This is a genomic window from Streptomyces sp. NPDC005496, assembly GCF_042872045.1.
Taxonomy (GTDB): Bacteria; Actinomycetota; Actinomycetes; order Streptomycetales; family Streptomycetaceae; genus Streptomyces.
The window spans coordinates 229,407-253,261 of sequence record NZ_JBIAJQ010000014.1; the positions used below are offsets into that span (position 1 = coordinate 229,407).

Consider the following 23,855-nt stretch of genomic DNA (forward strand, 5'->3'; position numbering starts at 1 on the left):
CGGTCAGCGCAGGCGCCGTTGAGGGGGTGCCGTGACCGCGCTCGGCTCACTGTCAGTGGCTCGCCCTACAGTCTGCGCATGGCGACACTTCCGAACCCGCTGCCGAAGCTGATGGACGACCCGAGCGGCGGCGCGCTCGGGCTCGCACTCCCGCCCGGGACCCTGGTCGACGCGACGGTCGACGGCCCCTGGCACGAACCGCTGCTGTGGTGCGCCGACGGCCCGGCCGCCCCCGGCGACTGGCTGCGGCTGTCGCTCGCGCGGCGGACGGCGGGACTGCACCCCGTGCTCATCGCCTCCGGCGAGAAGGACGGAGACGGGCCCGCCGACTGGGACCTGGGCCCGGGCAGGACGTCGTACGCGGGCGACCACGACGCCGAGGACGTACTGGCGGACGCCTGGGAGGAGTACGCGGCGGACGAACTCGCCGAGGGCGCCGACCACCCCGGCCGGGCCGGGGTCGAGGAGGTCTTCGGTCCCCCCGCGACGTACGACGAGCGGGTCGCCCCCTTCGGCCCGCTGTGGCCCGGTCTCGCGCCGGCCGCCCCGCTGGACGCCGATCCGGACGCGCGGGCGGCCGAGGTCGCCGACTCCCTGACCGACGGCGGCTCCTGGCTCGGGGAGCCCCGCCTCGCCCTGGTCCCGGCCCGCCGCAGCGCGGACCTCCCGGCGGCCGTCGGCTGGTCGGGAGCGGTGAACCACGAGGACGACGTGGCGCGGCTGTCGTCGGTCCTGCGGTCCTGGGAGGACCGCTTCGGCATACGGGTGGTCGCGCTCGCCTTCGACCAGCTGGTCCTGTCGGTGGCCGCCCCGCCCGCCACCCCGGCCGCGGCCGAGGCGGTCGCCGCCGAGCACCTCGCCTTCTGCCCGGACAACATCACCCAGGGCAGCCACGAGACGCTGCGCGCGTACGCGCGGCACGAGGTGCTCGGCAAGCGGGTCTGGTCCTTCTGGTGGGACTGACGGGCCCGGCCGGCGGACGCGCCTCCCCGGTCGCTTCCGCCGGCCGCTCAGTCCCGCAGTGCGCGTCCCAGCCTGCGCAGCCCCTCGGCGATCTCCTGCGGGGTCTGCGTGACGAAGCACAGCCGCAGCGTCGCCCGGTCCGGCGGGCCCGCGTGGAAGGGCTCCCCGGGCACGTACGCCACGTCGTGCTCCACCACGCGCCGGAGCAGCTCCGTGGTGTCGCGGGAGCCGGGCAGCCGCGCCCAGAGGAACATGCCGCCCTCGGGCCGCGTCCACGTGGAGCCCTCGGGCAGCGCGTCCGCGATCCCCGCCAGCATGGCGTCGCGCCGCCTCCCGTACTCCGCGGCGACCCGGGCCACATGGGCGTCGAGGTCCCGGTCGGCCAGGTACCGCGCGGCGGCGAGCTGGTTGACGGTCGGGGTGTGCAGGTCGGCGGCCTGCTTGGCGACGGTGCAGGCGCGGCGCAGCGCGGCGGGCGCCCGCATCCAGCCCAGCCGCATCCCGGGCGCCATCACCTTGGAGAAGGAGCCCAGCAGGACCGTGCGGTCGCCGGCGCCCTCGTACGAGGCGATCCACGGCACGCGCTCGCCCTCGAAGCGGAGTTCGCCGTAGGGGTCGTCCTCGACGATCCACAGTCCGCGCCGTGCGGCGACGGCCGCCACGGCGGCGCGGCGCCCGGCCGGGAGGGTGCGCCCGGTCGGGTTCTGGAAGGTGGGCACGGTGTAGAGCAGCTTGGGCCGCTCGCTCGCCACCAGGGCGTCGAGCGCGTCGGGGTCGATCCCCTCGTCGTCGCCCGGCACGGGCACCACACGGGCCCCCGCGAGCGAGAACGCCTGAAGTGCCGCCAGATAGCAGGGGCTTTCGACGAGCACCGCGTCGCCGGGCTCCACCAGGGCGGTGGCGAGAAGCGACAGCGCCTGCTGCGATCCCGTGGTGACCAGCACCTCGTCCGGCCCGGTCGGCAGCCCCCGTACGGTGGTGCGTTCCGCGAGGGCGGTGCGCAGCGCGGGCTCGCCCTCGGTCGTGGAGTACTGCAGCGCCCGGCCGGGCGCCTGCGCGAGCACGTCCCGGTAGGCGGCAGCGATCCCCTCCGCGTCGAACAGCTCGGGCGCGGGCAGCCCGCCCGCGAAGTTGATCATCCCGGGGCGGGCGGTGACCGCGAGGATGTCCCGTACCGCCGACCCCTTGGCCGCGGCGGCCCGCGCGGCGAGCGGCGGCAGAGGGGCGGAAGGCCGGGCGGCGACGGGCTCGGTGACGGTCACGAGGACGGCTCCTTGTCCTTGATGCGGCTCGTGTCCGCACCCTAGGCAGACGCGTGCCCTGTGCACCGGTCATTCCGCGATCCGGACGAACTGCCCTCGCCCGCACGCTCCTTGGGGGCCGAAGCTCTCAGCCGGGGACCTCGGGCTCGTACTCGTCCAGCGCCCACTCCGAGGAGCCCAGCGGGTACGTGTAGGCGGGGCGCCCCACGTTCCCGCTGGTCCGGAAGACCTTGCCGCGGTCGTCGACGCGCACGGTGCCGTGCTTCGTGCCGCTGGACCAGTCCAGCTCCAGGTACCAGCTCACGTGGTGGGTACGGGCGTCGGCGAACACGTAGAAGACCTCGGGGTCGGACTCGCTCACCTTGTACGGGAAGTCCCGCTGCCCGCCCGCGGGCCGGACCGCCGGCCGGCCCGCGTCGAGGTCGACGTGGAAGGACGCCGTGTCCACCCCGCCGCCGCAGCCGACGCCCATCGCGTAGTCGTTCCAGGCGAGCGGCGCCGTCTTGTCCACCACGCGCACATGCAGCGCCTCCAGGACGACGGTGGCCTTCCCGGTGCCCTGGACGGTCAGCGCGACCATCTGCCGGCCGCCCGCGACCCCGCCGAGCGCGCTCACCCAGCCGCGCGCGTCCGGCTCGCTGGGCGGCGGCGGCACCTGCGCGGCCTTCCGGTCGACGAGGTAGTGCTGGCTGCACGGTCCTTCCCACCTGTACGGGTTGGCGGCGACGACGGGCGCGGCGGCCCCGCTGTCCGCGCCGCCCTCCTGCGGGGCGGCGGCCCCGGCACCGCGCGACGGCGACGCCTTCGGACCGGCGCTGCGCGAGGCGGACGGCGAGGGGGACCGGTGCTTCCCGTCGGCGGACGCTGCGGCACTCGGGCTGCCGGTGACGGCGGAGGAGACGGCCCCCGCGGTCCGCGCCCGGGCCCCGTCGCCGTCGTCGCCCGGCACCAGGTTCACGACGAGGGCGGCGGCGACGGCCGCGGCGACCACGGCCGCTCCGGCGAGCACGACGGTACGCCGCCGCCGACGCGCGCCGGGCTCCGGTACGGCCCCCGGCCCGGTCTCCGCGACGACACCACTCGGGCTCGTGGGATCGGGGTCGGGATCGGGGTTGGGGTCGGCGGAACCCGACTCGGCCTCCTCGGCGACGGACGGCCGCGGCGCGTCCACACCGGACGAGCCGACCGCCCCCGCAGCAGAGGGCCGGGCCGCACCCGCGTCAGGACCGGAGGACCGTGCCGCACCCGCACCGGACCCACCCGCGCCCGGCGAACCGGCCGCCGTCCCCTTCTCCTTCCGCCCCCGCAGCGCGTCCGCGAGGACCCAGCGCCGGTGCAGCTCCACGAGCTCCTCGGGGGTGGCCCGGCAGATCCGGGCGAGCCGCTCCACGGGTGCGTAGTCGGCCGGTACGGCGTCCCCGTTGACGTAGCGGTGCAGCGTCGACGCACTCACGTGGAGCCGCTTCCCGAGCACCCCGTAGCTGAGTCCGGACCGCTCCTTCAACTCCCGCAGCAGCTCCGCGAACCCGTCCCCGCCCACCGTTCCTCCATCCCCCGCGTTCCACACCGCGTTCCAGGGGGACCACATTCCCCCAGGTCAAACCCCGTACGAGCGTTCCGGCGTCCCGTACCGCCCGGCAGCCGTGGCGGCCGGGACGGATCACCGCACAAGCTGTGGCCATCCAAGCACGCCGCTCCCGCCGACCGGTCGAGCGGACGTGCCGGACCGTCCGGACCAAGCCAAGGGGGACCCACCATGTCCGCACGCACCACCCGCACCCGCCTGTTCGCCGCCACCACGGTCGCGCTCGCCGCCCTCGCACTGACGGCCTGCGACAACGGGAAGGGCGTTCGCGACGAGGGCCCCTCCGTCGCGGCCGGCGCCCCGTCGCGGCCGAGCCCCTCGAAGACGGCCACCGGCCCGGCCGCGAAGCCCGCCGGCAAGGGCGGCGCCGACACCGGCACGGCGGGCGGCACCAGCGCGTCCGGCTCCAAGGGCTCCGCCGGGAAGACCATCGGGGGCACGGGCTCCTCCGGGGGCGGCGGGAACACCCGCAACGCCGCCTGCGACGGCGCGACGACCCGGACCACGGCGACCGAGGTCAGCCGCCCGCTGAACCACATCCTGCTGACCGTCACCAACACCGGCTCGAAGAACTGTGACCTCACCGGCTATCCGGCGGTCCGCTTCGGCGACGCGCAGGCCGTCCCCCCGGTGGCCGAGGAGACCAAGCCGCAGGCGGTCGTCACCCTCGCACCCGGCGAGTCCGGCTACGCCGGGGTGCTGCTGGCGGCGGCCGACGGCAGCGGGAAGAACGGCTACACCGCCAAGACGCTGGAGGTCTTCTTCGGCAGCGGCAGGAGCGCCAGGCCGGCCCTCCCCGCGAAGGGCGTGTACGTCGACGACCGCCTCACCGTGACGTACTGGCAGTCGGGACTGGACGACGCGCTCGCCTACTGAACGAAAACCGCCCCCGGGGCGCCTAGGGCCGCAGCTGCCGGGCGACCTCGGTGGCCCAGTAGGTGAGGATGTTGCGGGCGCCGGCCCGCTTGATGCCGGTCAGGGTCTCCAGGATCGCCTTGTCGCGGTCGATCCAGCCCTTCTCGGCGGCGGCCTCGATCATCGCGTACTCACCGGAGATCTGGTAGGCGGCCACCGGCACGTCGACGGCCTCCGCGACCTTGGCGAGGACGTCCAGGTAGGGGCCCGCCGGCTTGACCATCACCATGTCGGCCCCCTCCTCCAGGTCGAGGGCCAGCTCGCGCAGCGACTCGCGCAGGTTGGCCGGGTCCTGCTGGTAGGTCTTCCGGTCGCCCTTCAGCGACGAGCCGACGGCCTCCCGGAAGGGCCCGTAGAAGGCGGAGGAGTACTTGGCGGTGTACGCGAGGACGGCGACGTCCTCGCGGCCGATCTGGTCGAGGGCGTCCCGGATGACCCCGATCTGACCGTCCATCATCCCGCTGGGTCCCACGATGTGGGCGCCCGCGTCGGCCTGGACCTGCGCCATCTCGGCGTACCGCTCCAGGGTGGCGTCGTTGTCGACCCGCCCCTGCTCGTCGAGCACACCGCAGTGACCGTGGTCGGTGAACTCGTCGAGGCACAGGTCGGACATGACCAGCAGCTCGTCCCCGACCTCGGCGCGCACGTCCCGCAGGGCGACCTGGAGGATGCCGTCGGGGTCGGTACCGGCCGTGCCCTGGGCGTCCTTCTTGGCCTCCTCGGGCACACCGAAGAGCATGATCCCGGAGACCCCGGCCTCCAGCGCCTCCACGGCCGCCTTCCGCAGGCTGTCGCGGGTGTGCTGCACGACCCCCGGCATCGCCTGGATCGGCACCGGCTCGCCCGCACCCTCCCGCACGAACGCGGGCAGGATCAGATCGGCGGGGTGCAGCCGCGTCTCGGCGACCATGCGCCGCATCGCGGGCGTCGTACGCAGCCGCCGCGGCCGCGTACCGGGGAAGGATCCGTAGGTGGTCATGGCTTCTACGCTACGCCCGCCCCGACGGTGCCCTTGCCGACACGATGCCGGTACGGAACCCGCCCCGCCCGGGCCGGTTTCGGGCCGCCCGGGCCGCCTCGGCAGGTCCGGCGCCCGAGGAGGAACGCGAGCCGTGAAGGGGGTCCGGGGCGCGGCCCCGGCGACGGAACGGGAAGGGGCGGAGGGGCCGAACCGCGCCCCTCCGCCCCTTCCACTCCTACGTGGAGCACCGCACCGGCTAGGTGGTGCGCCGCCTCCGCGACCCGGGCCGGCGCTCGCTCGGCCGGGTCACCGGGTCACCGGCGTCCAGCGCGGCGGCCCGGCGCCGCAGACCGAAGTCCGCCAGCGCCTCCGCCAGCTTGAGCACCGAGGGCTCCGGAGCCATCACGTCGACCCGCAGCCCGTGCTCCTCCGCGGTCTTCGCGGTGGCCGGACCGATGCACGCGATCACGGTGACGTTGTGCGGCTTGCCTGCGATGCCGACCAGGTTCCGGACCGTGGACGACGAGGTGAACAGCACCGCGTCGAAGCCACCGCCCTTGATCGCCTCACGCGTGTCCGCCGGCGGCGGCGACGCCCGCACGGTCCGGTAGGCCGTGACGTCGTCGACCTCCCAGCCCAGCTCGATCAGCCCCGCGACCAGCGTCTCGGTGGCGATGTCGGCACGCGGCAGGAACACCCGGTCGATCGGGTCGAAGACCGGGTCGTACGGCGGCCAGTCCTCCAGGAGGCCGGCCGCGGACTGCTCACCGCTCGGCACCAGGTCCGGCTTCACACCGAACGCGATCAGCGCCTTCGCGGTCTGCTCGCCCACCGCCGCGACCTTGATCCCGGCGAAGGCGCGGGCGTCGAGCCCGTACTCCTCGAACTTCTCGCGCACGGCGCGCACCGCGTTCACCGAGGTGAAGGCGATCCACTCGTACCGTCCGGTCACCAGGCCCTTGACCGCGCGCTCCATCTGCTGGGGCGTGCGCGGCGGTTCGACGGCGATCGTCGGGACCTCGTGCGGCACGGCGCCGTACGACCGCAGCTGGTCGGAGAGCGAAGCCGCCTGCTCCTTCGTCCGCGGCACGAGCACCTTCCAGCCGAACAGCGGCTTGGACTCGAACCACGACAACTGGTCGCGCTGGGCGGCAGCGGAACGCTCGCCGACCACGGCTATCACCGGGCGCCCACCGTCCGGCGACGGCAGCACCTTCGCCTGCTTCAGCGTCTGCGCGATCGTCCCGAGCGTCGCGGACCAGGTCCGCTGGCGGGTCGTCGTACCGGCGATCGTCACGCTCATCGGCGTATCGGGCTTGCGCCCCGCGCCGACCAGCTCGCTCGCGGCCGCGCCCACCGTGTCCAGCGTCGCCGACACCACGAGGGTGCCGTCGGACACGCCGACCTCGGTCCAGCAGCGGTCCGAGGCGGTACGGGCGTCGACGAACCGCACGTCCGCGCCCTGCGCGTCCCGCAGCGGGACACCGGCGTACGCGGGCACGCCGACGGCGGCGGCGACACCGGGCACGACCTCGAAGGGCACGCCCGCCGCGGCACAGGCCAGCATCTCCTCGGCGGCGTACGCGTCGAGTCCGGGGTCCCCGGACACCGCACGCACGACCCGCTTGCCGCCCCGTGCGGCCTCCATGACAAGATTGGCCGCATCCCTCGAAGAGGGACCTCCAGCGGTCGTTGACGAGCCGTCAACTACCGCCAGCCGAGGCGTGCCTGAGCCCGGACGGGCCTCGGCGGACGCACCGACGGAGGCGGCCACGGCCGTCCCCGGGGGCGCCCCGGAAGCGGCGTCCGTGTCCAGCACGGCGACGCCCTGCCTGGCGTGCGCGCGCACCACGTCGAGCACGTCGTGCTCGGCGACGAGTACGTCCGCGTTCGCCAGCGCCTCTACGGCGCGCAGTGTCAGCAGTCCCGGATCCCCGGGTCCGGCACCGAGGAAGGTGACGTGCCCGTGGCCGAGGCCGGCGGAAAGGTTGGTGGGGCTCAAAGTGCTCGCTCCCCCATCAGACCGGCCGCGCCCTTGGCAAGCATCTCGGCGGCGAGTTCACGGCCGAGCTCCATTGCTTGGTCATGTGTCTCGGGCACGGGACCGGTGGTGGACAGCTGCACCAGCGAGGAGCCGTCGGTCGTGCCGACGACGCCGCGCAGGCGCATCTCCTTGACAGTCTGCCCGTCGGCCAGAAGGTCGGCGAGCGCACCCACGGGTGCGCTGCAGCCGGCCTCCAGGGCGGCGAGCAGGGATCGCTCGGCGGTCACGGCGGCCCGGGTGAACGGGTCGTCGAGCTCTCCGAGCGCCGCGACGAGGTCCGCGTTGTCCGCGGCACACTCGATCGCGAGGGCCCCCTGGCCGGGGGCGGGCAAAACCGTGTCGACCGACAGGAACTCGGTCACCTCGTCGGTGCGGCCGATGCGGCTGAGTCCGGCGGCGGCCAGGACGACCGCGTCGAGCTCGCCCTTGTGCACGAAGCCGACGCGCGTGTCGATGTTGCCCCGGATGGCGACCGTCTCGATCGACATCCCGTGGCTGCGCGCGTACGCGTTCAGCTGCGCCATGCGGCGCGGCGAACCGGTGCCGACCCGCGAGCCGTCGGGCAGCTCGGCGAAGGTCAGCCCGTCGCGGGCGACGAGGACGTCGCGCGGGTCCTCGCGCACCGGCACGGCGGCCAGCGCGAGGTCGTCGGGCTGGGCGGTCGGCAGGTCCTTCAGCGAGTGCACGGCGAAGTCGACCTCACCGCGCAGCAGCGCCTCGCGCAGCGCGGTCACGAAGACTCCCGTGCCGCCGATCTGCGCCAGGTGCTCGCGGGAGGTGTCCCCGTACGTGGTGATCTCGACGAGCTCCACGGCCCGTCCGGTCACCCGGCTCACGGCGTCCGCCACCTGGCCGGACTGGGCCATGGCCAGCTTGCTGCGCCTGGTTCCGAGCCTCAGCGGCCCTGTCTCGTCTGCCCGCCCGTGGGACCCAGCAGCCGGCCCCTTCGGCTCACGCGGCTCACTCATGCTCGCCCTCGGTTCTCGGCGTTCTCGGTGCTGATGTCATTGACGGCCCGGGAGACGGAGGCGACCGTCTCCTGGTCCAGGTCGAACAGGGTGCGCAGCGCGTCCGCGTACCCGGCGCCGCCGGGTTCGGCGGCCAGCTGCTTGACCCGTACGGTCGGCGCGTGCAGGAGTTTGTCGACCACCCGCCGGACGGTCTGGGTGATCTCCCCGCGCTGCCGGTCGTCGAGGTCGGGCAGCCGGCCGTCCAGTCGCGCGATCTCGCCTGCGACGACGTCGGCGGCCATGGTGCGCAGGGCCACGACGGTGGGGGTGATGTGGGCGGCCCGCTGGGCGGCGCCGAAGGCGGCCACCTCGTCGGACACGATCCGCCGCACCTGGTCCACGTCGGCGGCCATCGGCGCGTCCGCGGACGCCTCGGCCAGCGACTCGATGTCGACGAGCCGCACGCCGAGCAGCCGGTGCACGGCGGCGTCGATGTCGCGGGGCATCGCGAGGTCGAGGAGGGCGAGCACGGGCGCTGGCCGCGGGGCCTCGGCGACGGGCTCGGGCCTGCGCCGCTCGGGCACCCGGCCGATGGCGGCGGCGGTGGCCGCCAGCGCGGTGATCAGCTCGGCGTCGGCCTCGGGCGTACGGCGGTTGTCGCGGCGCTCGCCGGGGGCGTTGTCCACCCAGGCCGCGTGCTGTTCCAGCGCGGCCGCGTCCAGGCCGGCCACCGCGGCCTCCCCCATGACGGAGAAGCCGGTGGCGCCCTGTACGGCGGACAGGTCGAGCGGACAGTTCTCCTCGGCGCCCACGTTCGTGGCGGCGAGGGGGCCCGCCGTGGCCGCCGGGGCGCTCTGCCGTATCTCCGCGCGTGCGCCCGTGCGTCCCTCGACGGCGGTGGCGACGGTGTCCGCCGACAGGACGAGTCCGGTCGCTCCGGTGCAGGAGACGGCGATGTCGGCACGTGTCAGCTCGACCGGCACCGAGTCCATCGGTACCGCGCGGGCGAGCACGTCCGTGTCGTCGCCCTGCGCGAGGATCTGCGCGAGGCGCTCGGCCCGTTCCGGCGTGCGGTTGGCGACGACGATCTCGGCGACCCCGGCGCGCGCCAGCGTCGCCGCGGCCAGCGAGGACATGGAGCCGGCGCCGATCACCAGCGCCCGCTTGCCCTTGGCCCAGCTGTCGACGGCGGCGCCGGACGACAGCTGTTCCAGGCCGAAGGTGACCAGGGACTGGCCGGCGCGGTCGATGCCGGTCTCGGAGTGGGCGCGCTTGCCGACCCGCAGGGCCTGCTGGAACAGGTCGTTCAGCAGCCGGCCCGCGGTGTGCAGCTCCTGCGCGGTGGCGAGGGAGTCCTTGATCTGGCCGAGGATCTGGCCCTCGCCGACCACCATCGAGTCCAGGCCGCAGGCCACGGAGAAGAGGTGGTGGACGGCCCGGTCCTCGTAGTGCACGTAGAGATAGGGGGTGAGCTCGTCGAGCCCGACCCCGCTGTGCCGGGCGAGCAGGGTGGACAGCTCGGCGACGCCCGCGTGGAACTTGTCCACGTCGGCGTACAGCTCGATGCGGTTGCAGGTGGCGAGCACCGCGGCCTCGGTGGCCGGCTCCGCGGCCAGCGTGTCGTGGAGGAGCTTGACCTGCGTGTCCGCGGACAGCGTGGCCCGCTCCAGGACGCTGACCGGAGCGCTGCGGTGGCTCAGGCCGACGACGAGAAGACTCATGCCGGCATCACGGCGGGGACATCCCCGTCCGGTCCCTTCTCGGTCTCCGTCGAGGCCGCTGCGACGGCCTCGGCCGCGGCCTCCTCGCCGGCCTTGCGCTGCTCGTGGAAGGCGAGGATCTGCAGCTCGATGGAGAGGTCGACCTTGCGCACGTCGACGCCGTCCGGGACGGACAGGACGGTCGGCGCGAAGTTCAGGATGGAGGTGACGCCGGCGGCGACGAGCCGCTCGCAGACCTGCTGGGCCGCGCCGGCGGGCGTGGCGATGACACCGATCGAGACACCGTTCTCGTCGATGATCTTCTCCAGGTCGTCCGTGTGCTGGACGGGGATGCCGGCGACGGGCTTGCCGGCCATCGCGGGATCGGCGTCTATCAGCGCGGCGACGCGGAATCCGCGGGAGGCGAAGCCGCCGTAGTTGGCGAGCGCGGCGCCGAGGTTTCCGATACCGACGATCACAACCGGCCAGTCCTGGGTCAGACCCAGCTCGCGGGAGATCTGGTACACGAGATACTCGACGTCGTACCCCACACCGCGGGTCCCGTAGGAGCCGAGGTAGGAGAAGTCCTTGCGCAGCTTCGCGGAGTTGACCCCCGCCGCGGCCGCGAGCTCCTCGGAGGAGACCGTGGGCACCGAGCGCTCCGACAGTGCGGTGAGGGCTCGGAGGTACAGCGGAAGGCGGGCGACGGTGGCCTCGGGAATCCCTCGGCTGCGGGTCGCCGGTCGGTGAGTTCGGCCAGTTGCCACGGTGCTCCTGCGGGTAGAGCGGGGCTGCAGGCGGTCACACGTTCCTGGACCGCCCCGTCGAATGCAGGCTATGTCTTTGTGAACGCGTGCACAAAGATGGTGTCCGATTTGCCCGGCCAACGTGACCGGGGTCACGCGGCCCCGGCGCACGCGTATGGAACCCGCGCGCACGGGCCTTCGTTCTCTCCTGGATGGGGGCAAAACCGTACACACTCCTTACGCATCCCGCCCCCGAGATCTGAACCGCCCTCGATCCTAAGCGACTTTCCGGACCACTTGGACTACTCAGTCAGTCACGGTTCGGACCCGCTGTCCCGTGCGCCCCAAGGGATCGGGGCCCACGCTCACGCGGTCAGGGCCCTGCGCAGCCGCTCCTCGTCGACCCTCCAGAACGTGTGCTGCGCGCCGTCCACCAGCACCACCGGGATCTGCTCCCAGTACTGACGGTTCAGCTCCTCGTCCTGCGTGATGTCCTTGTCCTCCCACGGGACGCCGAGCTCCGCGCAGACCTTCTCGACGACCGCCTGTGCGTCATCACACAGATGGCATCCGGGCTTCCTGACGAGTGTGACCAACCGCTCCCGCGGCTCCTTCTTCATGCCCGTCTTCTCCTTACGGCGGTCACTGCGCCGGAACATGGGACTCATGTCGGCCATTCTCGCCCCGAGCGGGCCCGGACGCCGCTCCCCTGGGCCCGGGGGCCCATAACTCAGAGACCCGCGCGGACGCGTCCGCGCCGCGCCGGTCGGATCGCGGCTTTAACGACACGGTCGCGGAGAGTTCACAGCCCGGCATCCTCTCGACTCCGGAAGCACCGAACAGACTGGCTATGCTCACGACATGGCCGCTCTCGGATGGCTCACTCCCCGTAGGCGCTCCGCCACGGCGCGGAGCGTGTTGGCAGGCGAGGCCTCGGCGGAGGCAGCGCGCAAGACCTCCCAGGAGCTGGAGGACCACGCGGACCTCTCGCACGAGGCCTCCGACCTCGCCGTGCAGGAACCGGAGTTCCCGGTGCTCGGCGACGTCAAGGCCGCCGCGTTCTTCGACCTCGACAACACGGTGATGCAGGGCGCCGCGCTCTTCCACTTCGGCCGCGGGCTCTACAAGCGCAGGTTCTTCGAGACCCGCGACCTCGCCCGGTTCGCCTGGCAGCAGGCGTGGTTCCGGCTGGCGGGCGTCGAGGACCCCGAGCACATGCAGGACGCCCGCGACTCGGCGCTCTCCATCGTCAAGGGCCACCGCGTCGCCGAACTGATGTCGATCGGCGAGGAGATCTACGACGAGTACATGGCGGAGCGGATCTGGCCGGGCACGCGCGCGCTGGCGCAGGCGCACCTGGACGCGGGCCAGAAGGTGTGGCTGGTCACCGCGGCGCCCGTGGAGATCGCCACGGTGATCGCCCGCCGGCTCGGGCTGACCGGCGCGCTCGGCACGGTCGCCGAGTCCGTCGACGGCGTCTACACCGGCAAGCTGGTCGGTGAGCCGCTGCACGGCCCGGCGAAGGCCGAGGCGGTCCGCGCGCTGGCCACCGCGGAGGGCCTGGACCTCTCGCGCTGCGCCGCCTACAGCGACTCCCACAACGACATCCCCATGCTGTCCCTGGTGGGCCACCCCTACGCGATCAACCCCGACGCCAAGCTCCGCAAGCACGCCCGGTCCTCGGACTGGCGGCTCCGGGACTACCGCACGGCACGCAAGGCCGCCAAGGTCGGCATCCCGGCGGCGGCCGGGGTCGGCGCGGTCGCGGGCGGCACGGTCGCGGCGATCGCCATCAGCCGGCGCCGCCGGTAACGGCTCCGCCGCCGTCCTTCCCCTCTGCACGCTCCGCACGGTGCGCCCGTCCCCGGACGGTCCGGCACCGAGTCTCCGCCTGCCGTCCGCCGGACCTCTTCCACCCGTCGCCGTACGGGACTTCGCCGTGCCCGGCGAGTAGGCACCGCGTTGACGCTCCCGTACAGAAGTGCGCGCGAACACGGGTTCCGGGCAGGGCGACAGAGGGCAATCCTGCTGTTCTACCCCGCAACGCCCCCGCCAGTCCCGACGTACGCAGACGAGCACAACCCGCCCCGCACCCAGACGGAAGTCGAACCGGTTCGATCAACAATCGGTCACCGAACGGCACTCGATGAGGCGCTGATCGGTTACGGAAACGACGTAATCGATGATTTGAGCAACTGGGTGTAGCGCTGCCTGTACGAAGCGTTATTCTCCTCAAACGCATGACGGACACCACCAGTCGCTACGACGGGTGAACGGTCCGGTACTGCACGTGATGGAAGCTCTGCCTCTGGGAGTCCCGTGTACCCACACGTCGGGGTTGACGCCTCGGGCCTGGCTACGCTGCGCGCAACGGTCCTCGACCGCCTGCGCGGCTTCGTCCCCACCGCGTACGCCGTCCCCGCCCTCGCTGTCTCCGCCGCACCCGTCGGTCCGTGCTACGCACTGGCCGACGGCAGCGCGGCGGTCGGCAGACGAGGCCGCTCGGCCGCCACGCCCACCGCGCGCCGCCCGGCCGCGGACAGTGACAGCGCCCGGATGATGGATCTCGTCGAGCGGGCCCAGGCCGGCGAGGCCGACGCCTTCGGACGCCTCTACGACCAGTACAGCGACACCGTGTACCGCTACATCTACTACCGCGTCGGGGGCAAGGCGACGGCGGAGGACCTCACCAGCGAGACCTTTCTGCGGGCGCTGCGCCGCATCGGCACGTTCACCTGGCAGGGCCGCGACTTCGGCGCCTGGCTGGTGACCATCGCCCGTAACCTGGTCGCCGACCACTTCAAGTCCAGCCGCTTCCGGCTGGAGGTCACGACCGGCGAGATGCTCGACGCGAACGAGGTCGAGCGCAGCCCCGAGGACTCCGTCCTGGAGTCGCTGTCCAACGCGGCACTGCTGGACGCCGTGCGGCGCCTGAACCCCCAGCAGCAGGAGTGCGTCACGCTGCGCTTCCTCCAGGGGCTCTCGGTCGCCGAGACCGCCCGGGTGATGGGCAAGAACGAGGGCGCCATCAAGACCCTCCAGTACCGGGCCGTGCGCACCCTCGCCCGGCTCCTCCCCGACGACGCGCGCTGACCCCGCAAAAGATCACATTGCGATCCCACACGCTCAGCGACGATCAACTCACTGTCCGTAAAAGTCCTTTGACTTCGCGGTCCGATCATCCGTCGTCCGTAACCCAAGTGCCGCGACGCTCGTTGTGCGGGATACAGGCTCCCTGTGGTCACACCCTGGCCACCACCGATCACCCGATCGTGTGAGTGCGCTCAGGGCGTGCAACCCTCAGGACCCCCTGGGGAGTCGACCGTCATGACGAGAGGAGGTGCCGCCAGTGATCGCGAACGTATCGGCGCACCGGCGGGCGAACGCCTTCGCCCAGGCCCTGGAGGAGCAGTCCGACCGGGGCACGGCGGCCGAGCAGCCAGATGGATCGGCACCGCCCCCGGCTGCTGCGGAACAGACCGAGCAGGGCCTCATGCTGGCCCTCGCCACGGGTCTCGGCGAGCTGCCCAAACCAGTACTGGACCCTGAGGTCAAGGTCGTCCAGCGGGCTCAGCTCGTGGCCGCGATGGAGGCCATGCTGCTGGACGGCACGGCTCCGCTGGGCGAAGCGAGGGATTCTTCCGTACCCGAGCAGCGCTCCCACCGCCGGGGCGCCCACCGGGCGACCGGCCTCGGGAAGCTGCGACCGCGGTCCCGGCTGTCCAAGGGACTGGCCGCGGGCGGGCTCACCGTCGGAGTGGCCGCCGGAGCGTTCGGCGGCGTCGCCGCCGCCAGCTCCGACGCCCTGCCCGGAGACTCGCTCTACGGGCTCAAGCGCGGCATGGAGGACATCAAGCTGGGGCTGGCCGACGGCGCCAGCGACCGCGGACAGATCTATCTCGACCACGCCTCGACGAGGCTGAACGAAGCACGCCGGCTGATGGAGCGGGACCGCTCGGGCCCGCTCGACCACGAGTCGCTCAGCGAGATCCGCCGCGCGCTCTCCGGTATGCAGCACGACGCCTCCGAAGGCCACCGCCTGCTGCACGAGGCGTACGAGCGGGACGGCTCACTGGCCCCCATCCAGGCCCTGTCCGCCTTCTCCCAGTCGCACCGTGAGGCCTGGGGCGCGCTGCGGGACCGGCTGCCCGTGCAGCTCGGCGACGTCAGTGACCAGGTGACGTCGGTCTTCGACGCCATAGACGAGGAAGTCGACCCGCTGCGCGCGCTGCTCCCGCAGCCCCCCGCGAAGGAGGGCGGCGGCAGGCAGGGCTCCGGCTCGGCCTCCACGGAGTCCTCGCAAACGGACCGTCCGGAGCCCAGCGCCACCGGCGGTTCCTCCGACAGCCGGCACTCCGGCAGCGGCAAGCCGAAGCCGTCCACCTCGGACAGCGACGACGACGGCCTGCTCGGGGGGAACACGGGCGGACTGCTCGACCCGCCCGAGGACGACACCAGTTCGTCCCCGTCGGCCGGCCGGACCAGCCCGACCGCCGAACCGGACGTCACGCTGCCACCGCTCCTCCCGGGACTCCTCCCGGGACTGGGCATCGACGCCGAGGACACCAGGTAACGCGCGTACGGGAACGGGGCGCCTCCCTGCGAAGGGGGGCGCCCCGTTCCCGTGTCCGCCACGCGCGCCCGGACCGGAGTCGGCGCCGCGGACGTACACGCCTCAGAAGAACACCTCAGAAGAAGACCGACCGCCGCTGCACCAGCAGCTTGTAGAGCGTGTGCTGGATCTGCTCCCTGACCTGGTCCGTCAGGTTGAACATGAGCATCGGGTCCTCGGCCGCCTCCGGCGGATAGCCGTCCGTACGGATCGGCTCGCCGAACTGGATCGTCCACTTCGTCGGCAGCGGAACCGCCCCGAGCGGCCCCAGCCACGGGAACGTGGGCGTGATCGGGAAGTACGGGATTCCCAGCACCCGCGCCAGCGTCTTGGCGTTGCCGATCATCGGGTAGATCTCCTCCGCCCCGACGATCGAGCACGGGATGATCGGGGTGCCCTGCCGCAGCGCCGTGGAGACGAAGCCGCCCCGGCCGAACCGCTGGAGCTTGTAGCGCTCGCCGAACGGCTTGCCGATGCCCTTGAAGCCCTCGGGCATCACACCGACCAGTTCGCCGCGTTCCAGCAGCCGTTCGGCGTCCTCGGCGCAGGCCAGGGTGTGACCGGCCTTGCGGGCCAGCTCGTTGACCACCGGCAGCATGAACACCAGGTCCGCCGCGAGCAGCCGCAGATGACGGCCCGCCGGGTGGTTGTCGTGCACCGCGACCTGCATCATCAGGCCGTCCAGCGGCAGCGTCCCCGAGTGGTTGGCGACGATCAGCGCCCCGCCCTCGGACGGGATGTTCTCGATGCCCTTCACCTCGACGCGGAAGTACTTCTCGTACACCGGCCGGATGAGCGACATCAGGACCTGGTCGGTGAGTTCGGCGTCGTAGCCGAAGTCGTCGACCTCGTAGTCACCGGTCAGCCGGCGGCGCAGGAAGGCCAGGCCGCCGGCGATCCGCCGCTCCAGACCACCGGCCCGGCCCTGCTCGGGCGTCTCCGGGCTCTCTCGCGTCACAGGAACATCATCCCGCGCCGGCGACGGGCCCGGCAGGGGCTGGACCTCACGTACCGCCGCGGGCTCGCCCTTGAGCCGGCTCCCCGCGCCCCGGCGCCGGGGCGGGCGCTGCACAGCGCCGCCGCGCGAGCGGTCGTCGTCGAACGGAATGACCTTGGCGTCCGCCATCGTTGATGCGCTCCTCAGTTGGCGCTCTGCGTCGGGGATGTGCCGCCGCCCAGCACGGGCAGCGCGGCGATCCGGTCGACGGCCCCCGCGAGGGCCTCCGGAGGCAGGAGTCCGGGCCCCCGGCTTCGGACGAAGTCCGCGAAGGTCTCCGCCGTCGTGTACTTCGGCTGGTAACCGAGCGTCTCGCGCATCTGGTTCGTCGCCACGACCCTTCCGTGCGTGAGCAACCGCAGCTGCTCCGGCGAGAAGTCGGTCATGCCCAGCGTACGCACCGCCGTCCCGACCCAGCTGACCGCGGGCATCAGCAGCGGGACCGTGGGCCTGCCCAGGCGCCGCGCGCACTGCGAGAGCAACAGCACCCCGTCCCCGGCGATGTTGAACGTGCCGCTGTTGAGCGTCCCGCGCTCGGGCTCGTGCGAGGCCAGGCGCAGCACCTCGATCACGTCGTCCTCGTGCACGAACTGCAGCCGCGGGTCGTAGCCGAGCACCGTGGGCAGCACGGGCAGCGAGAAGTACGAGGCGAGCGGCGAGTCGGCGCTGGGGCCCAGGATGTTGGCGAACCTCAGCACGCACACGGCGACGTCCGGCCGGCGGCGCGCGAAGCCCCGCACGTACCCCTCGACCTCGACCGTGTCCTTGGCGAAGCCGCCGCTGGGCAGCGACTTGGGCGTGGTCGTCTCGGTGAACACGGCCGGATCGCGGGGCGCGGACCCGTACACGTTCGTACTGGACTTCACGGCGAGGCGCTTGACCGTGGGGGACTTCTGGCAGGCACCGAGCAGCTGCATGGTGCCGATGACGTTGGTCTCCTTCTGGGACGTCCGGCTGCCGCTGCCCAGCGGGGTGCCGGTCACATCCATGTGGACGACCGTGTCGACGGAGTGCTCCGCGAGCACCCGCGCGATGGCGGGCTGCCGTATGTCCGCCTGGACGAAGTCGGCACCCCCCAGGTGGTGCTCGGGCGGGACCGCGTCCACCGCGATCACCCGCTCCACTTCCGGGTCCCGCTGGATCCGTCGTACGAACCGGCCCCCCAGCTGACGGGCCGCTCCGGTCACGAGCACGACCTTCCCCAAGATCAGCGCCTTCCTTCCGCCTCGTCCCGCACCACGTACCGCTGCCCGTACCCTGCCGGGTTCCCCGTGTGCGGCCAACTTAGCGGGTTGTTGTTGCGCTGTGATGACCGCCCGCTGCTCGACGTGACGACAGCCCCGGACGTACGACCAGACCCAGCCATTTGCCGCACAGACATACGTCCAGCGGGCCCGGCGGCCGGACATGACTGTGGCCCCCCACCTGACGGTGGAGGGCCACAGAGCGCGCTGTTGCAGCGTTCGCGCAACCGTAAGGACGGTCCCCGCGGATGCGGGGGACGGCCTTACTTCTTGTTGCGACGCTGAACGCGAGTGCGCTTGAGCAGCTTGCGGTGCTTCTTCTTGGCCATCCGCTTGCGCCGCTTCTTGATAACAGAGCCCACGACTACCCTCGCTCACTTCTCTTCACTCGGTGCTGGGCGCCGGGGCCCACACGACCTACGAGGGGCTAGCCTACCCGTCCGAGCGCTGAGGTCGTAATCGAGGGGGACCGGGGTTCCCCGGAGGGACCACGAGGGCCTCCGGGGGACCCGCGGAACGCCGTCAGGCGGTCTCCACCCCCACGTAGCTCTCGCGGAGGTACTCGTGAACCGCTTGCTCCGGCACCCGGAAGGACCTCCCCACCCGGATCGCCGGCAGATGACCGCTGTGCACCAAGCGGTACACGGTCATCTTCGACACTCGCATCACCGAGGCGACTTCCGCCACGGTCAGGAACTGAACCTCGTTCAGAGGCCTCTCGCCAGCTGCAGCCATGACACACCTGAACCTTCCGCACTCGACGGCCACCGGCTTCCCCTTCCGGTGACACTTCGTCGTTGCGTGCTCACTCCCCAGAGTAGGGGCGGGTGATGCGAGTGGGGAAGAGGAGCTGCCATCGGCGGCCTACTGTGACAGACACGCTCGATTGAGTACATAGCGAGTAAGCGGTCGGTAGTAATCAGACCGCACAGCGTCATCAAGTGGAACGACCACGGACACCCGCCCCTCGGCCTCACCCACGAAGAGCGCGGGATCGTCCGTATCGGCCAGCCCGATGGCCTCGAACCCCAGCTGACCTGCTCCGCAGACCCATCCGTGGTCTCCGACGACCAGCTCCGGGAGCGGCCCGCCGGCCTCCGCGGCGGCCGCCAGCGCGGTGCGGACGGGGAGCGGTGAGTGCGTGTGTGCGCCGGTCGTACGCCCGGGGGCCTGCGGTCCGGGTTCCCGCACCAGCGCGACTCCCCGTACGTAGTCCAGGTTGTGCGTGCGTAGGCCGAACCGGGTCGTTATGTCGACAGAGCTACCCTGCGCCGGGGTGAGGACTTCACATCCAGCCGCCGACAGGGCGTCCGCCAGAGCGGCGTAGAAACCGATGAGCCGGTGCGGGTGTCCGGTGCCGAAAAGCACCGGTGCCCCGCTCCTGGCGGCCCTCCCGAGCCGTTCCGCGAAGGCGTGCAGAGCGATCAGAGTGCGCTCCGGGTCGATCACATCATGCCCTGAAGTGTGACCGGGGTCGGCCGAAACCCCGCACTTGTCGGCCATCAGCTCGATCAACTCCCGCTGGCCCCAGTTCCATTCGGGGTCCAGCCCGAGCATGACCCGGGGGTCTCGGGCCGCGAAGAGCCGGTAGCTGCGCAGACTCTCCTCACGCGAGGTGGCCACGGTCCCGGCCAGCCGGGCCGCCAGCAGATGCGCACGCATTGCTCCGGTGCTCAACACGCCAGCGATGCTGACGCATCGGGACCTACGGCACCCCGAAAACCCCGAAAACGCCCCACAGTTGGCGTAATGGCCCACCCGGTCCGGCCGGCGCCCCGACCCCGCCGTACCTACGCGAGCAGCCCGCGCAGCGGGAACACCGCCCGGCGCGTCGCCAGCACCGCCTGGTCCAGCCGGTCCGCGGGGTCGTACCCCTCGTCCCAGCTCCGCCAGGACACCGGCCACCGCCCGTCGGTCATCCGCATGGGCGCCAACTGCCGTGTCCGCGCGAAGACTTCCTGCCGCCAGCTCTCGGGAATCACCGTCCCCGGCTCCACCGGCCGCCCCGCCGCGATCCCGACCAGATGCGTCCACGACCGCGGCACCACCTCGACCACCGCGTATCCCCCGCCCCCGAGCGCGACCCACCGACCGTCGGCGTACTCGTGCGCCAGGTCGTGACAGGCGACCTGCACCGCCCGCTGCGCGTCGAGCGACACCGCGAGATGGGCCAGCGGATCCTCGAAGTGGGTGTCGGCCCCGTGCTGGGTGACGAGCACCTGCGGCCGGAAGTCCGCGATCAGCTCCGGCACCACCGAGTGGAAGGCCCGCAGCCACCCCGCGTCCCCGGTCCCCGCGGGCAGCGCCACGTTCACCGCGGAACCCTCCGCGCGGTCCGCCCCGGTCTCCTCCGGCCACCCCGTCTGCGGGAACAGCGTCCGCGGATGCTCGTGCAGCGAGATCGTCAGGACCCGCGGATCCTCCCAGAACGCCGCCTGCACCCCGTCGCCGTGGTGCACGTCCACATCCACATAGGCGACCCGCTCGGCACCGAGCTCCAGCAGCCGCGCGATCGCCAGCGACGCGTCGTTGTAGATGCAGAAACCCGAGGCGCCGCCCGGCATCGCGTGGTGCAGCCCGCCCGCGAAGTTCACCGCGTGCAGCGCGTCCCCGCGCCAGACCGCCTCGGCCGCCCCCACGGACTGCCCCGCGATCAGCGCCGACACCTCGTGCATCCCGGCGAACGCGGGATCGTCCATCGTGCCCAGCCCGTACGACGCGTCGGCCGCGCCGGGGTCCACGGAGGCCGCCCTGACCGCCTCGACGTAGTCCTCCCGGTGGACGAGCCGCAGGGTCGACCCCCCGGCCGGCTTCGCCGCGACCACCTCGACCTCCCGGTCGAGCCCGAAGGCACCGACCAGGGACCGGGTCAGCGCCAGCCGGACCGGGTCCATCGGGTGGTCCGGACCGAAGTCATAGCCCGTTACTGCCTCGTCCCACATCAGCTGTGTGCGGCCGCTCATGCCCGTCACCGTATCGGTCCGGTTCAGCGCTGAACGACCTGGCATACCTCAGCGTCAGCAGGACCAGCACCATCGGTACGAGCATGGCGCCCCGGTAGCTCCAGGCGTCCCCGAGCGCCCCCACCAACGGCGAGCCGATCAGGAAGCCGACGTAGTTGAAGATGTTGAGCCGCGCGACCGCCGTGTCCGACGCCCCCGGGAACAGCCGCCCCGCCGCCGCGAAGGTCTGCGGCACGATCACGCACAGGCCGACCCCCAGCAGCGTGAACCCCAGCATCCCCACCCACGGGCCCGGCGCGAGGGCCACGACCGCGAACCCCAGCGCCGCCACCACCGCCCCGAGCCGGACGACGGCCACGGCCCCGAACCGCCGCACCCCGAAGTCCCCGATCGCCCGCCCCAGCAGCGTGGTGACCATGTAGACGTTGTACGGGACGGTCGCCAGCTGCTCCGAACTGCCCAGCACGTCCTGCAGGTACTTCGCGCTCCAGTTGGAGACCGTCGAGTCCCCGATGTAGGCGAAGGTCATCACCAGGCACAGCGGCAGCAGCAGCTTGAAGACGACGGGCCCGGCCTCCGCCTGGCCCTCGCTCCCACCGCCGGCCACGGCCTCCGACGCCCCCTTCCCCCCGGCGGCGTCGACGTACCACCGGCTGCCGACCAAGGCCGCCGGCAGCAGCACCGCCACCACCGGCAGATACGACACGAAGAGCGACAGATGCCAGTGCGCGCCCGCCCACGCGAGCGAGGCACCGACGATCCCGCCCAGGCTGTACGCGGCATGGAAGCCGAGCATGATGCTGCGCCCGTACGTGCGCTGCAGGCTCACGCCGAGCATGTTCATCGACGCGTCCAGCGCGCCGACCGCCAGCCCGAACGCCCCGAGCGCGACCGCCACTTCGGCCACGTGGTCGCCGGCTCCGACGCCGAGCAGAGCCAGCAGCACGACGGGCTGCGACCACCTCAGCACCCGGCTCGGGGGCACCCGCTTGACCAGCTGCTCGGTACAGACGCTGCCGACGCCGGCCAGGATCGGCACGGCGGCGAGGAACGCCGGCAGCAGGGCGTCGGATATCCCGTACCGGTCCTGGATCGCCGGGATGCGCGTCACCAGCAGCGCGAAGGCGACGCCCTGGGCGAAGAAGCTGAACGCCAACGAGGCCCTGCCGCGCCGCAGCACATCTGTCATGGCGGCGAGCGTAGGGCCCCGGCCTACCCGTGGGTAGATCAAGCAGAAGATGAATTTCGCTCAGCTCTCCGCGGACCGGCTGCCGCAGCCGCCGCCGAGCTCCTCCCTCAGCATCATCTTCATCGGGACGACCGCGAGGGCGCCACTGAGGAGGAACGCCAGCGCCATGGAGCCGATCATGACGACCGTACCGAGCCAGACCATCGTGTCGACCGGGAGCGTGTAGGCGCCCACGACCCGGACCACGCACTCACCGAGCAGCACCACACCCCATACGACGGAGAAGGTCCGCTCCGCCCGGCGGAACCGCTCCGACCCACCGAGCAGCCGCTGCCAGGCGGCGCCCCTGGCCGCGTCGCCCTTGATGAGGAACGGCGCCATGGCCGCCGTCATCATCGGCCTGCCCAGCAGCACCGAGACCAGGACGCCGATGCCGACGACACTGCTGACCGCGCTGTCCTTGGCCAGCATCAGCCGCGGGTCACCGGCGACCGAACCGAGCACCAGCCCGGCGACGTTGACCACCAGGATCAGCGCCGCGAGCCCGTTGAGCCTGCGGTCCCGCACGGCGCTCCACACGGTCCGCACAGCCGGCAGCACGCTGCTCCAGCCGAGCGCGGCCACCGTCCCGAACCCGAACCCGTCCTTGAGGAGGTAGAACGACGCGAGGGGCACCGCCACGTCCACGACCAGCGGCATGAAGCCGCGCCGGACGGACCCCCGCCCCTGTGCCGAGTCCCTTGCGGCGGCGGGCATTTCGGTGCGGGTCGCGGTGGCCGTGAGGCTCATGGTCGGGTCCTTCCGTGGTCGCTGTGTACGTCCCGTGCTCGACGTACACAGCTTCGCGCCCGGACCCGGGGTGGCAGTAGGAACGATCGTCCGGACCCGGGGATGACAAATGTCAGTGCCGCCGGATGGCCACCGTCACGCGAGCAGGTCGGCCAACTCCCCCATGTCAGCGAAGAGTTCGGTGGCCCCGGTCAGCCGGTCGCCCGGCGTCATCGCGGTGAACCCGTACACGTCCATGCCGGCCGCGTTCGCCGCCCGCACCCCGAGCGGGCTGTCCTCCACGACGGCACACCGCTCTGCCGGTACGCCCATGCGCTCGGCCGCGTACAGGAACAGGTCGGGCGCCGGCTTACCGCGTCCCACGTCCTGCGAACTGAAGATCCGCCCGTCGTCGAACCACCGGTCGAGCCCGGTCTTCCGATGTCCCACCCGGATCCGCTCGTGGCTCCCGGAGGAGGCCACGCAGTACGGCACTCCGTCCGCGGCGAGCTTCTCCAGCACCTGCACCGCCCCGGCGACGGGCTGGAGCTCCCGCTCGAAGGCGGCGAAGACGCGCGCGTGGAAGACGTCGTCGAAGTCCGCCGGAAGGCGCTGTCCGGTCCGCTCCAGCACCGTGTCGTGCACGCGGTGCATGGCGGCCCCCATGTAGTCGCGCAGGGAGTCCTCGTACGAGGTGGGGTGCCCGAGTTCGGTGAGGTACGCGGCCAGGAGCGTGTTGGAGATCGGCTCGCTGTCCACGAGGACGCCGTCGTTGTCGAAGATGACCAGGTCGTAGCGCATATCTCGACCATAAACGACCCCGGAAAACAGAAAACCCCCGTACCGGTATCCCCGGTACGAGGGTTCTCTTTCAAAATTTGTTCGGCGGCGTCCTACTCTCCCACAGGGTCCCCCCTGCAGTACCATCGGCGCTGTAAGGCTTAGCTTCCGGGTTC

Annotated in this window: 22 protein-coding genes and 1 rRNA gene; 5 read left to right on the forward strand and 18 right to left on the reverse strand. The window is 72.2% G+C overall.

The annotated features are described in order from the left end of the window. The first annotated feature begins 78 nt into the window (after positions 1-78). Entirely contained in the window at positions 79-963 is an 885-nt protein-coding gene (locus ACFYQQ_RS35270; protein ID WP_355793548.1) for a DUF4253 domain-containing protein, read from the forward strand. Positions 964-1,010: 47 nt separating this feature from the next. On the opposite strand, the gene ACFYQQ_RS35275 is transcribed toward ACFYQQ_RS35270, so the two are convergent. Both ACFYQQ_RS35275 and ACFYQQ_RS35280 read right to left on the reverse strand, forming a co-directional pair. Then, entirely contained in the window at positions 1,011-2,225 is a 1,215-nt protein-coding gene (locus ACFYQQ_RS35275; protein WP_388906623.1) for a PLP-dependent aminotransferase family protein, read from the reverse strand. A 127-nt stretch (positions 2,226-2,352) separates the two neighbouring features. Next, positions 2,353-3,765 (reverse strand): helix-turn-helix domain-containing protein, encoded by a 1,413-nt coding sequence (locus ACFYQQ_RS35280; RefSeq protein WP_356244497.1) that lies wholly within the window; start codon positions 3,763-3,765, stop codon positions 2,353-2,355. A 216-nt stretch (positions 3,766-3,981) separates the two neighbouring features. Between ACFYQQ_RS35280 and ACFYQQ_RS35285 the strand changes: the two genes are divergently transcribed. Further along, positions 3,982-4,686: a DUF4232 domain-containing protein gene (locus tag ACFYQQ_RS35285; protein WP_355794096.1), complete on the forward strand. Its 705-nt coding sequence runs from the start codon at positions 3,982-3,984 to the stop codon at positions 4,684-4,686. 22 nt (positions 4,687-4,708) lie between these two features. Here ACFYQQ_RS35285 and hemB read toward each other — a convergent pair whose 3' ends face one another. The 6 genes from hemB to ACFYQQ_RS35315 form a co-directional block, all read right to left on the reverse strand. After that, positions 4,709-5,704, reverse strand: coding sequence for a porphobilinogen synthase (gene hemB / locus ACFYQQ_RS35290; protein ID WP_356175571.1), 996 nt, complete (start codon positions 5,702-5,704; stop codon positions 4,709-4,711). Between the two features lie 238 nt (positions 5,705-5,942). After that, positions 5,943-7,688: a bifunctional uroporphyrinogen-III C-methyltransferase/uroporphyrinogen-III synthase gene (locus tag ACFYQQ_RS35295; protein WP_356175574.1), complete on the reverse strand. Its 1,746-nt coding sequence runs from the start codon at positions 7,686-7,688 to the stop codon at positions 5,943-5,945. Further along, a complete protein-coding gene (hemC, locus tag ACFYQQ_RS35300; RefSeq protein WP_355780153.1) occupies positions 7,685-8,698 on the reverse strand; it encodes a hydroxymethylbilane synthase in 1,014 nt (337 codons plus the stop codon). Before hemC ends, ACFYQQ_RS35295 begins: the two co-directional genes overlap by 4 nt. Continuing rightward, positions 8,695-10,401 (reverse strand): glutamyl-tRNA reductase, encoded by a 1,707-nt coding sequence (locus tag ACFYQQ_RS35305; RefSeq protein WP_355780156.1) that lies wholly within the window; start codon positions 10,399-10,401, stop codon positions 8,695-8,697. The genes hemC and ACFYQQ_RS35305 overlap by 4 nt, the downstream gene beginning before the upstream one ends. Then, the gene (locus ACFYQQ_RS35310) at positions 10,398-11,147 is read right to left on the reverse strand and encodes a redox-sensing transcriptional repressor Rex (RefSeq protein WP_355780159.1); all 750 of its coding nucleotides are present in this window, start codon (positions 11,145-11,147) and stop codon (positions 10,398-10,400) included. Before ACFYQQ_RS35310 ends, ACFYQQ_RS35305 begins: the two co-directional genes overlap by 4 nt. Positions 11,148-11,491: 344 nt before the next feature. After that, entirely contained in the window at positions 11,492-11,803 is a 312-nt protein-coding gene (locus tag ACFYQQ_RS35315; protein WP_355780162.1) for a glutaredoxin family protein, read from the reverse strand. 184 nt (positions 11,804-11,987) lie between these two features. On the opposite strand from ACFYQQ_RS35315, the gene ACFYQQ_RS35320 reads away from it, so the two are divergent. The 3 genes from ACFYQQ_RS35320 to ACFYQQ_RS35330 all read left to right on the forward strand — a co-directional run bounded on the left by ACFYQQ_RS35320 (position 11,988) and on the right by ACFYQQ_RS35330 (position 15,699). Next, positions 11,988-12,938 carry an HAD-IB family hydrolase gene (locus tag ACFYQQ_RS35320; protein ID WP_355780165.1) on the forward strand — a complete coding sequence of 317 codons (951 nt, stop codon included), beginning with the start codon at positions 11,988-11,990 and terminating at the stop codon, positions 12,936-12,938. A gap of 507 nt (positions 12,939-13,445) precedes the next feature. Next, positions 13,446-14,219, forward strand: a complete 774-nt coding sequence (locus ACFYQQ_RS35325; RefSeq protein WP_121405342.1) for an ECF subfamily RNA polymerase sigma factor, BldN family — start codon at positions 13,446-13,448, stop codon at positions 14,217-14,219. 256 nt (positions 14,220-14,475) lie between these two features. Beyond that, positions 14,476-15,699, forward strand: coding sequence for a DUF5667 domain-containing protein (locus tag ACFYQQ_RS35330; protein ID WP_355780169.1), 1,224 nt, complete (start codon positions 14,476-14,478; stop codon positions 15,697-15,699). 115 nt (positions 15,700-15,814) lie between these two features. On the opposite strand, the gene ACFYQQ_RS35335 is transcribed toward ACFYQQ_RS35330, so the two are convergent. The 10 genes from ACFYQQ_RS35335 to rrf all read right to left on the reverse strand — a co-directional run. Next, positions 15,815-16,864 carry a lysophospholipid acyltransferase family protein gene (locus tag ACFYQQ_RS35335; RefSeq protein WP_355780171.1) on the reverse strand — a complete coding sequence of 350 codons (1,050 nt, stop codon included), beginning with the start codon at positions 16,862-16,864 and terminating at the stop codon, positions 15,815-15,817. Positions 16,865-16,878: 14 nt separating this feature from the next. Further along, positions 16,879-17,940, reverse strand: coding sequence for an NAD-dependent epimerase/dehydratase family protein (locus tag ACFYQQ_RS35340; RefSeq protein ID WP_355780174.1), 1,062 nt, complete (start codon positions 17,938-17,940; stop codon positions 16,879-16,881). 302 nt (positions 17,941-18,242) lie between these two features. After that, a complete protein-coding gene (locus ACFYQQ_RS35345) occupies positions 18,243-18,341 on the reverse strand; it encodes a 30S ribosomal protein bS22 (protein WP_003948845.1) in 99 nt (32 codons plus the stop codon). Between the two features lie 160 nt (positions 18,342-18,501). Beyond that, entirely contained in the window at positions 18,502-18,714 is a 213-nt protein-coding gene (locus ACFYQQ_RS35350) for a helix-turn-helix domain-containing protein (protein ID WP_004984898.1), read from the reverse strand. Positions 18,715-18,843: 129 nt separating this feature from the next. Continuing rightward, on the reverse strand, positions 18,844-19,659 hold the full coding sequence (locus ACFYQQ_RS35355) for a phosphatase (RefSeq protein WP_355780176.1): 816 nt from the start codon (positions 19,657-19,659) through the stop codon (positions 18,844-18,846). Positions 19,660-19,769: 110 nt separating this feature from the next. After that, entirely contained in the window at positions 19,770-20,942 is a 1,173-nt protein-coding gene (locus ACFYQQ_RS35360) for an acetoin utilization protein AcuC (protein ID WP_355780179.1), read from the reverse strand. Then, entirely contained in the window at positions 20,893-22,131 is a 1,239-nt protein-coding gene (locus ACFYQQ_RS35365; protein WP_355780182.1) for an MFS transporter, read from the reverse strand. The genes ACFYQQ_RS35360 and ACFYQQ_RS35365 overlap by 50 nt, the downstream gene beginning before the upstream one ends. A gap of 60 nt (positions 22,132-22,191) precedes the next feature. Continuing rightward, complete coding sequence (locus ACFYQQ_RS35370) at positions 22,192-22,887, reverse strand: VC0807 family protein (RefSeq protein WP_355780188.1); 696 nt, start codon at positions 22,885-22,887, stop codon at positions 22,192-22,194. A gap of 168 nt (positions 22,888-23,055) precedes the next feature. Continuing rightward, complete coding sequence (locus tag ACFYQQ_RS35375; protein WP_355780185.1) at positions 23,056-23,700, reverse strand: HAD family hydrolase; 645 nt, start codon at positions 23,698-23,700, stop codon at positions 23,056-23,058. 79 nt (positions 23,701-23,779) lie between these two features. Beyond that, positions 23,780-23,855 (reverse strand): 5S ribosomal RNA (gene rrf, locus ACFYQQ_RS35380); the annotation flags it as partial.

Excerpts from the sequence above, each read along its gene's own strand:
- ACFYQQ_RS35285 (WP_355794096.1), top strand. The coding sequence starts at position 3,982 with ATGTCCGCACGCACCACCCGCACCCGCCTGTTCGCCGCCACCACGGTC.
- ACFYQQ_RS35320 (WP_355780165.1), top strand. The coding sequence starts at position 11,988 with ATGGCCGCTCTCGGATGGCTCACTCCCCGTAGGCGCTCCGCCACGGCG.
- ACFYQQ_RS35350 (WP_004984898.1), bottom strand. The coding sequence starts at position 18,714 with ATGGCTGCAGCTGGCGAGAGGCCTCTGAACGAGGTTCAGTTCCTGACC.
- ACFYQQ_RS35370 (WP_355780188.1), bottom strand. The coding sequence starts at position 22,887 with ATGCCCGCCGCCGCAAGGGACTCGGCACAGGGGCGGGGGTCCGTCCGG.
- ACFYQQ_RS35270 (WP_355793548.1), top strand. The coding sequence starts at position 79 with ATGGCGACACTTCCGAACCCGCTGCCGAAGCTGATGGACGACCCGAGC.
- ACFYQQ_RS35365 (WP_355780182.1), bottom strand. The coding sequence starts at position 22,131 with ATGACAGATGTGCTGCGGCGCGGCAGGGCCTCGTTGGCGTTCAGCTTC.
- ACFYQQ_RS35315 (WP_355780162.1), bottom strand. The coding sequence starts at position 11,803 with ATGGCCGACATGAGTCCCATGTTCCGGCGCAGTGACCGCCGTAAGGAG.
- ACFYQQ_RS35375 (WP_355780185.1), bottom strand. The coding sequence starts at position 23,700 with ATGCGCTACGACCTGGTCATCTTCGACAACGACGGCGTCCTCGTGGAC.
- hemB (WP_356175571.1), bottom strand. The coding sequence starts at position 5,704 with ATGACCACCTACGGATCCTTCCCCGGTACGCGGCCGCGGCGGCTGCGT.
- hemC (WP_355780153.1), bottom strand. The coding sequence starts at position 8,698 with ATGAGTGAGCCGCGTGAGCCGAAGGGGCCGGCTGCTGGGTCCCACGGG.
- ACFYQQ_RS35360 (WP_355780179.1), bottom strand. The coding sequence starts at position 20,942 with ATGAGCGGCCGCACACAGCTGATGTGGGACGAGGCAGTAACGGGCTAT.
- ACFYQQ_RS35335 (WP_355780171.1), bottom strand. The coding sequence starts at position 16,864 with ATGGCGGACGCCAAGGTCATTCCGTTCGACGACGACCGCTCGCGCGGC.
- ACFYQQ_RS35305 (WP_355780156.1), bottom strand. The coding sequence starts at position 10,401 with ATGAGTCTTCTCGTCGTCGGCCTGAGCCACCGCAGCGCTCCGGTCAGC.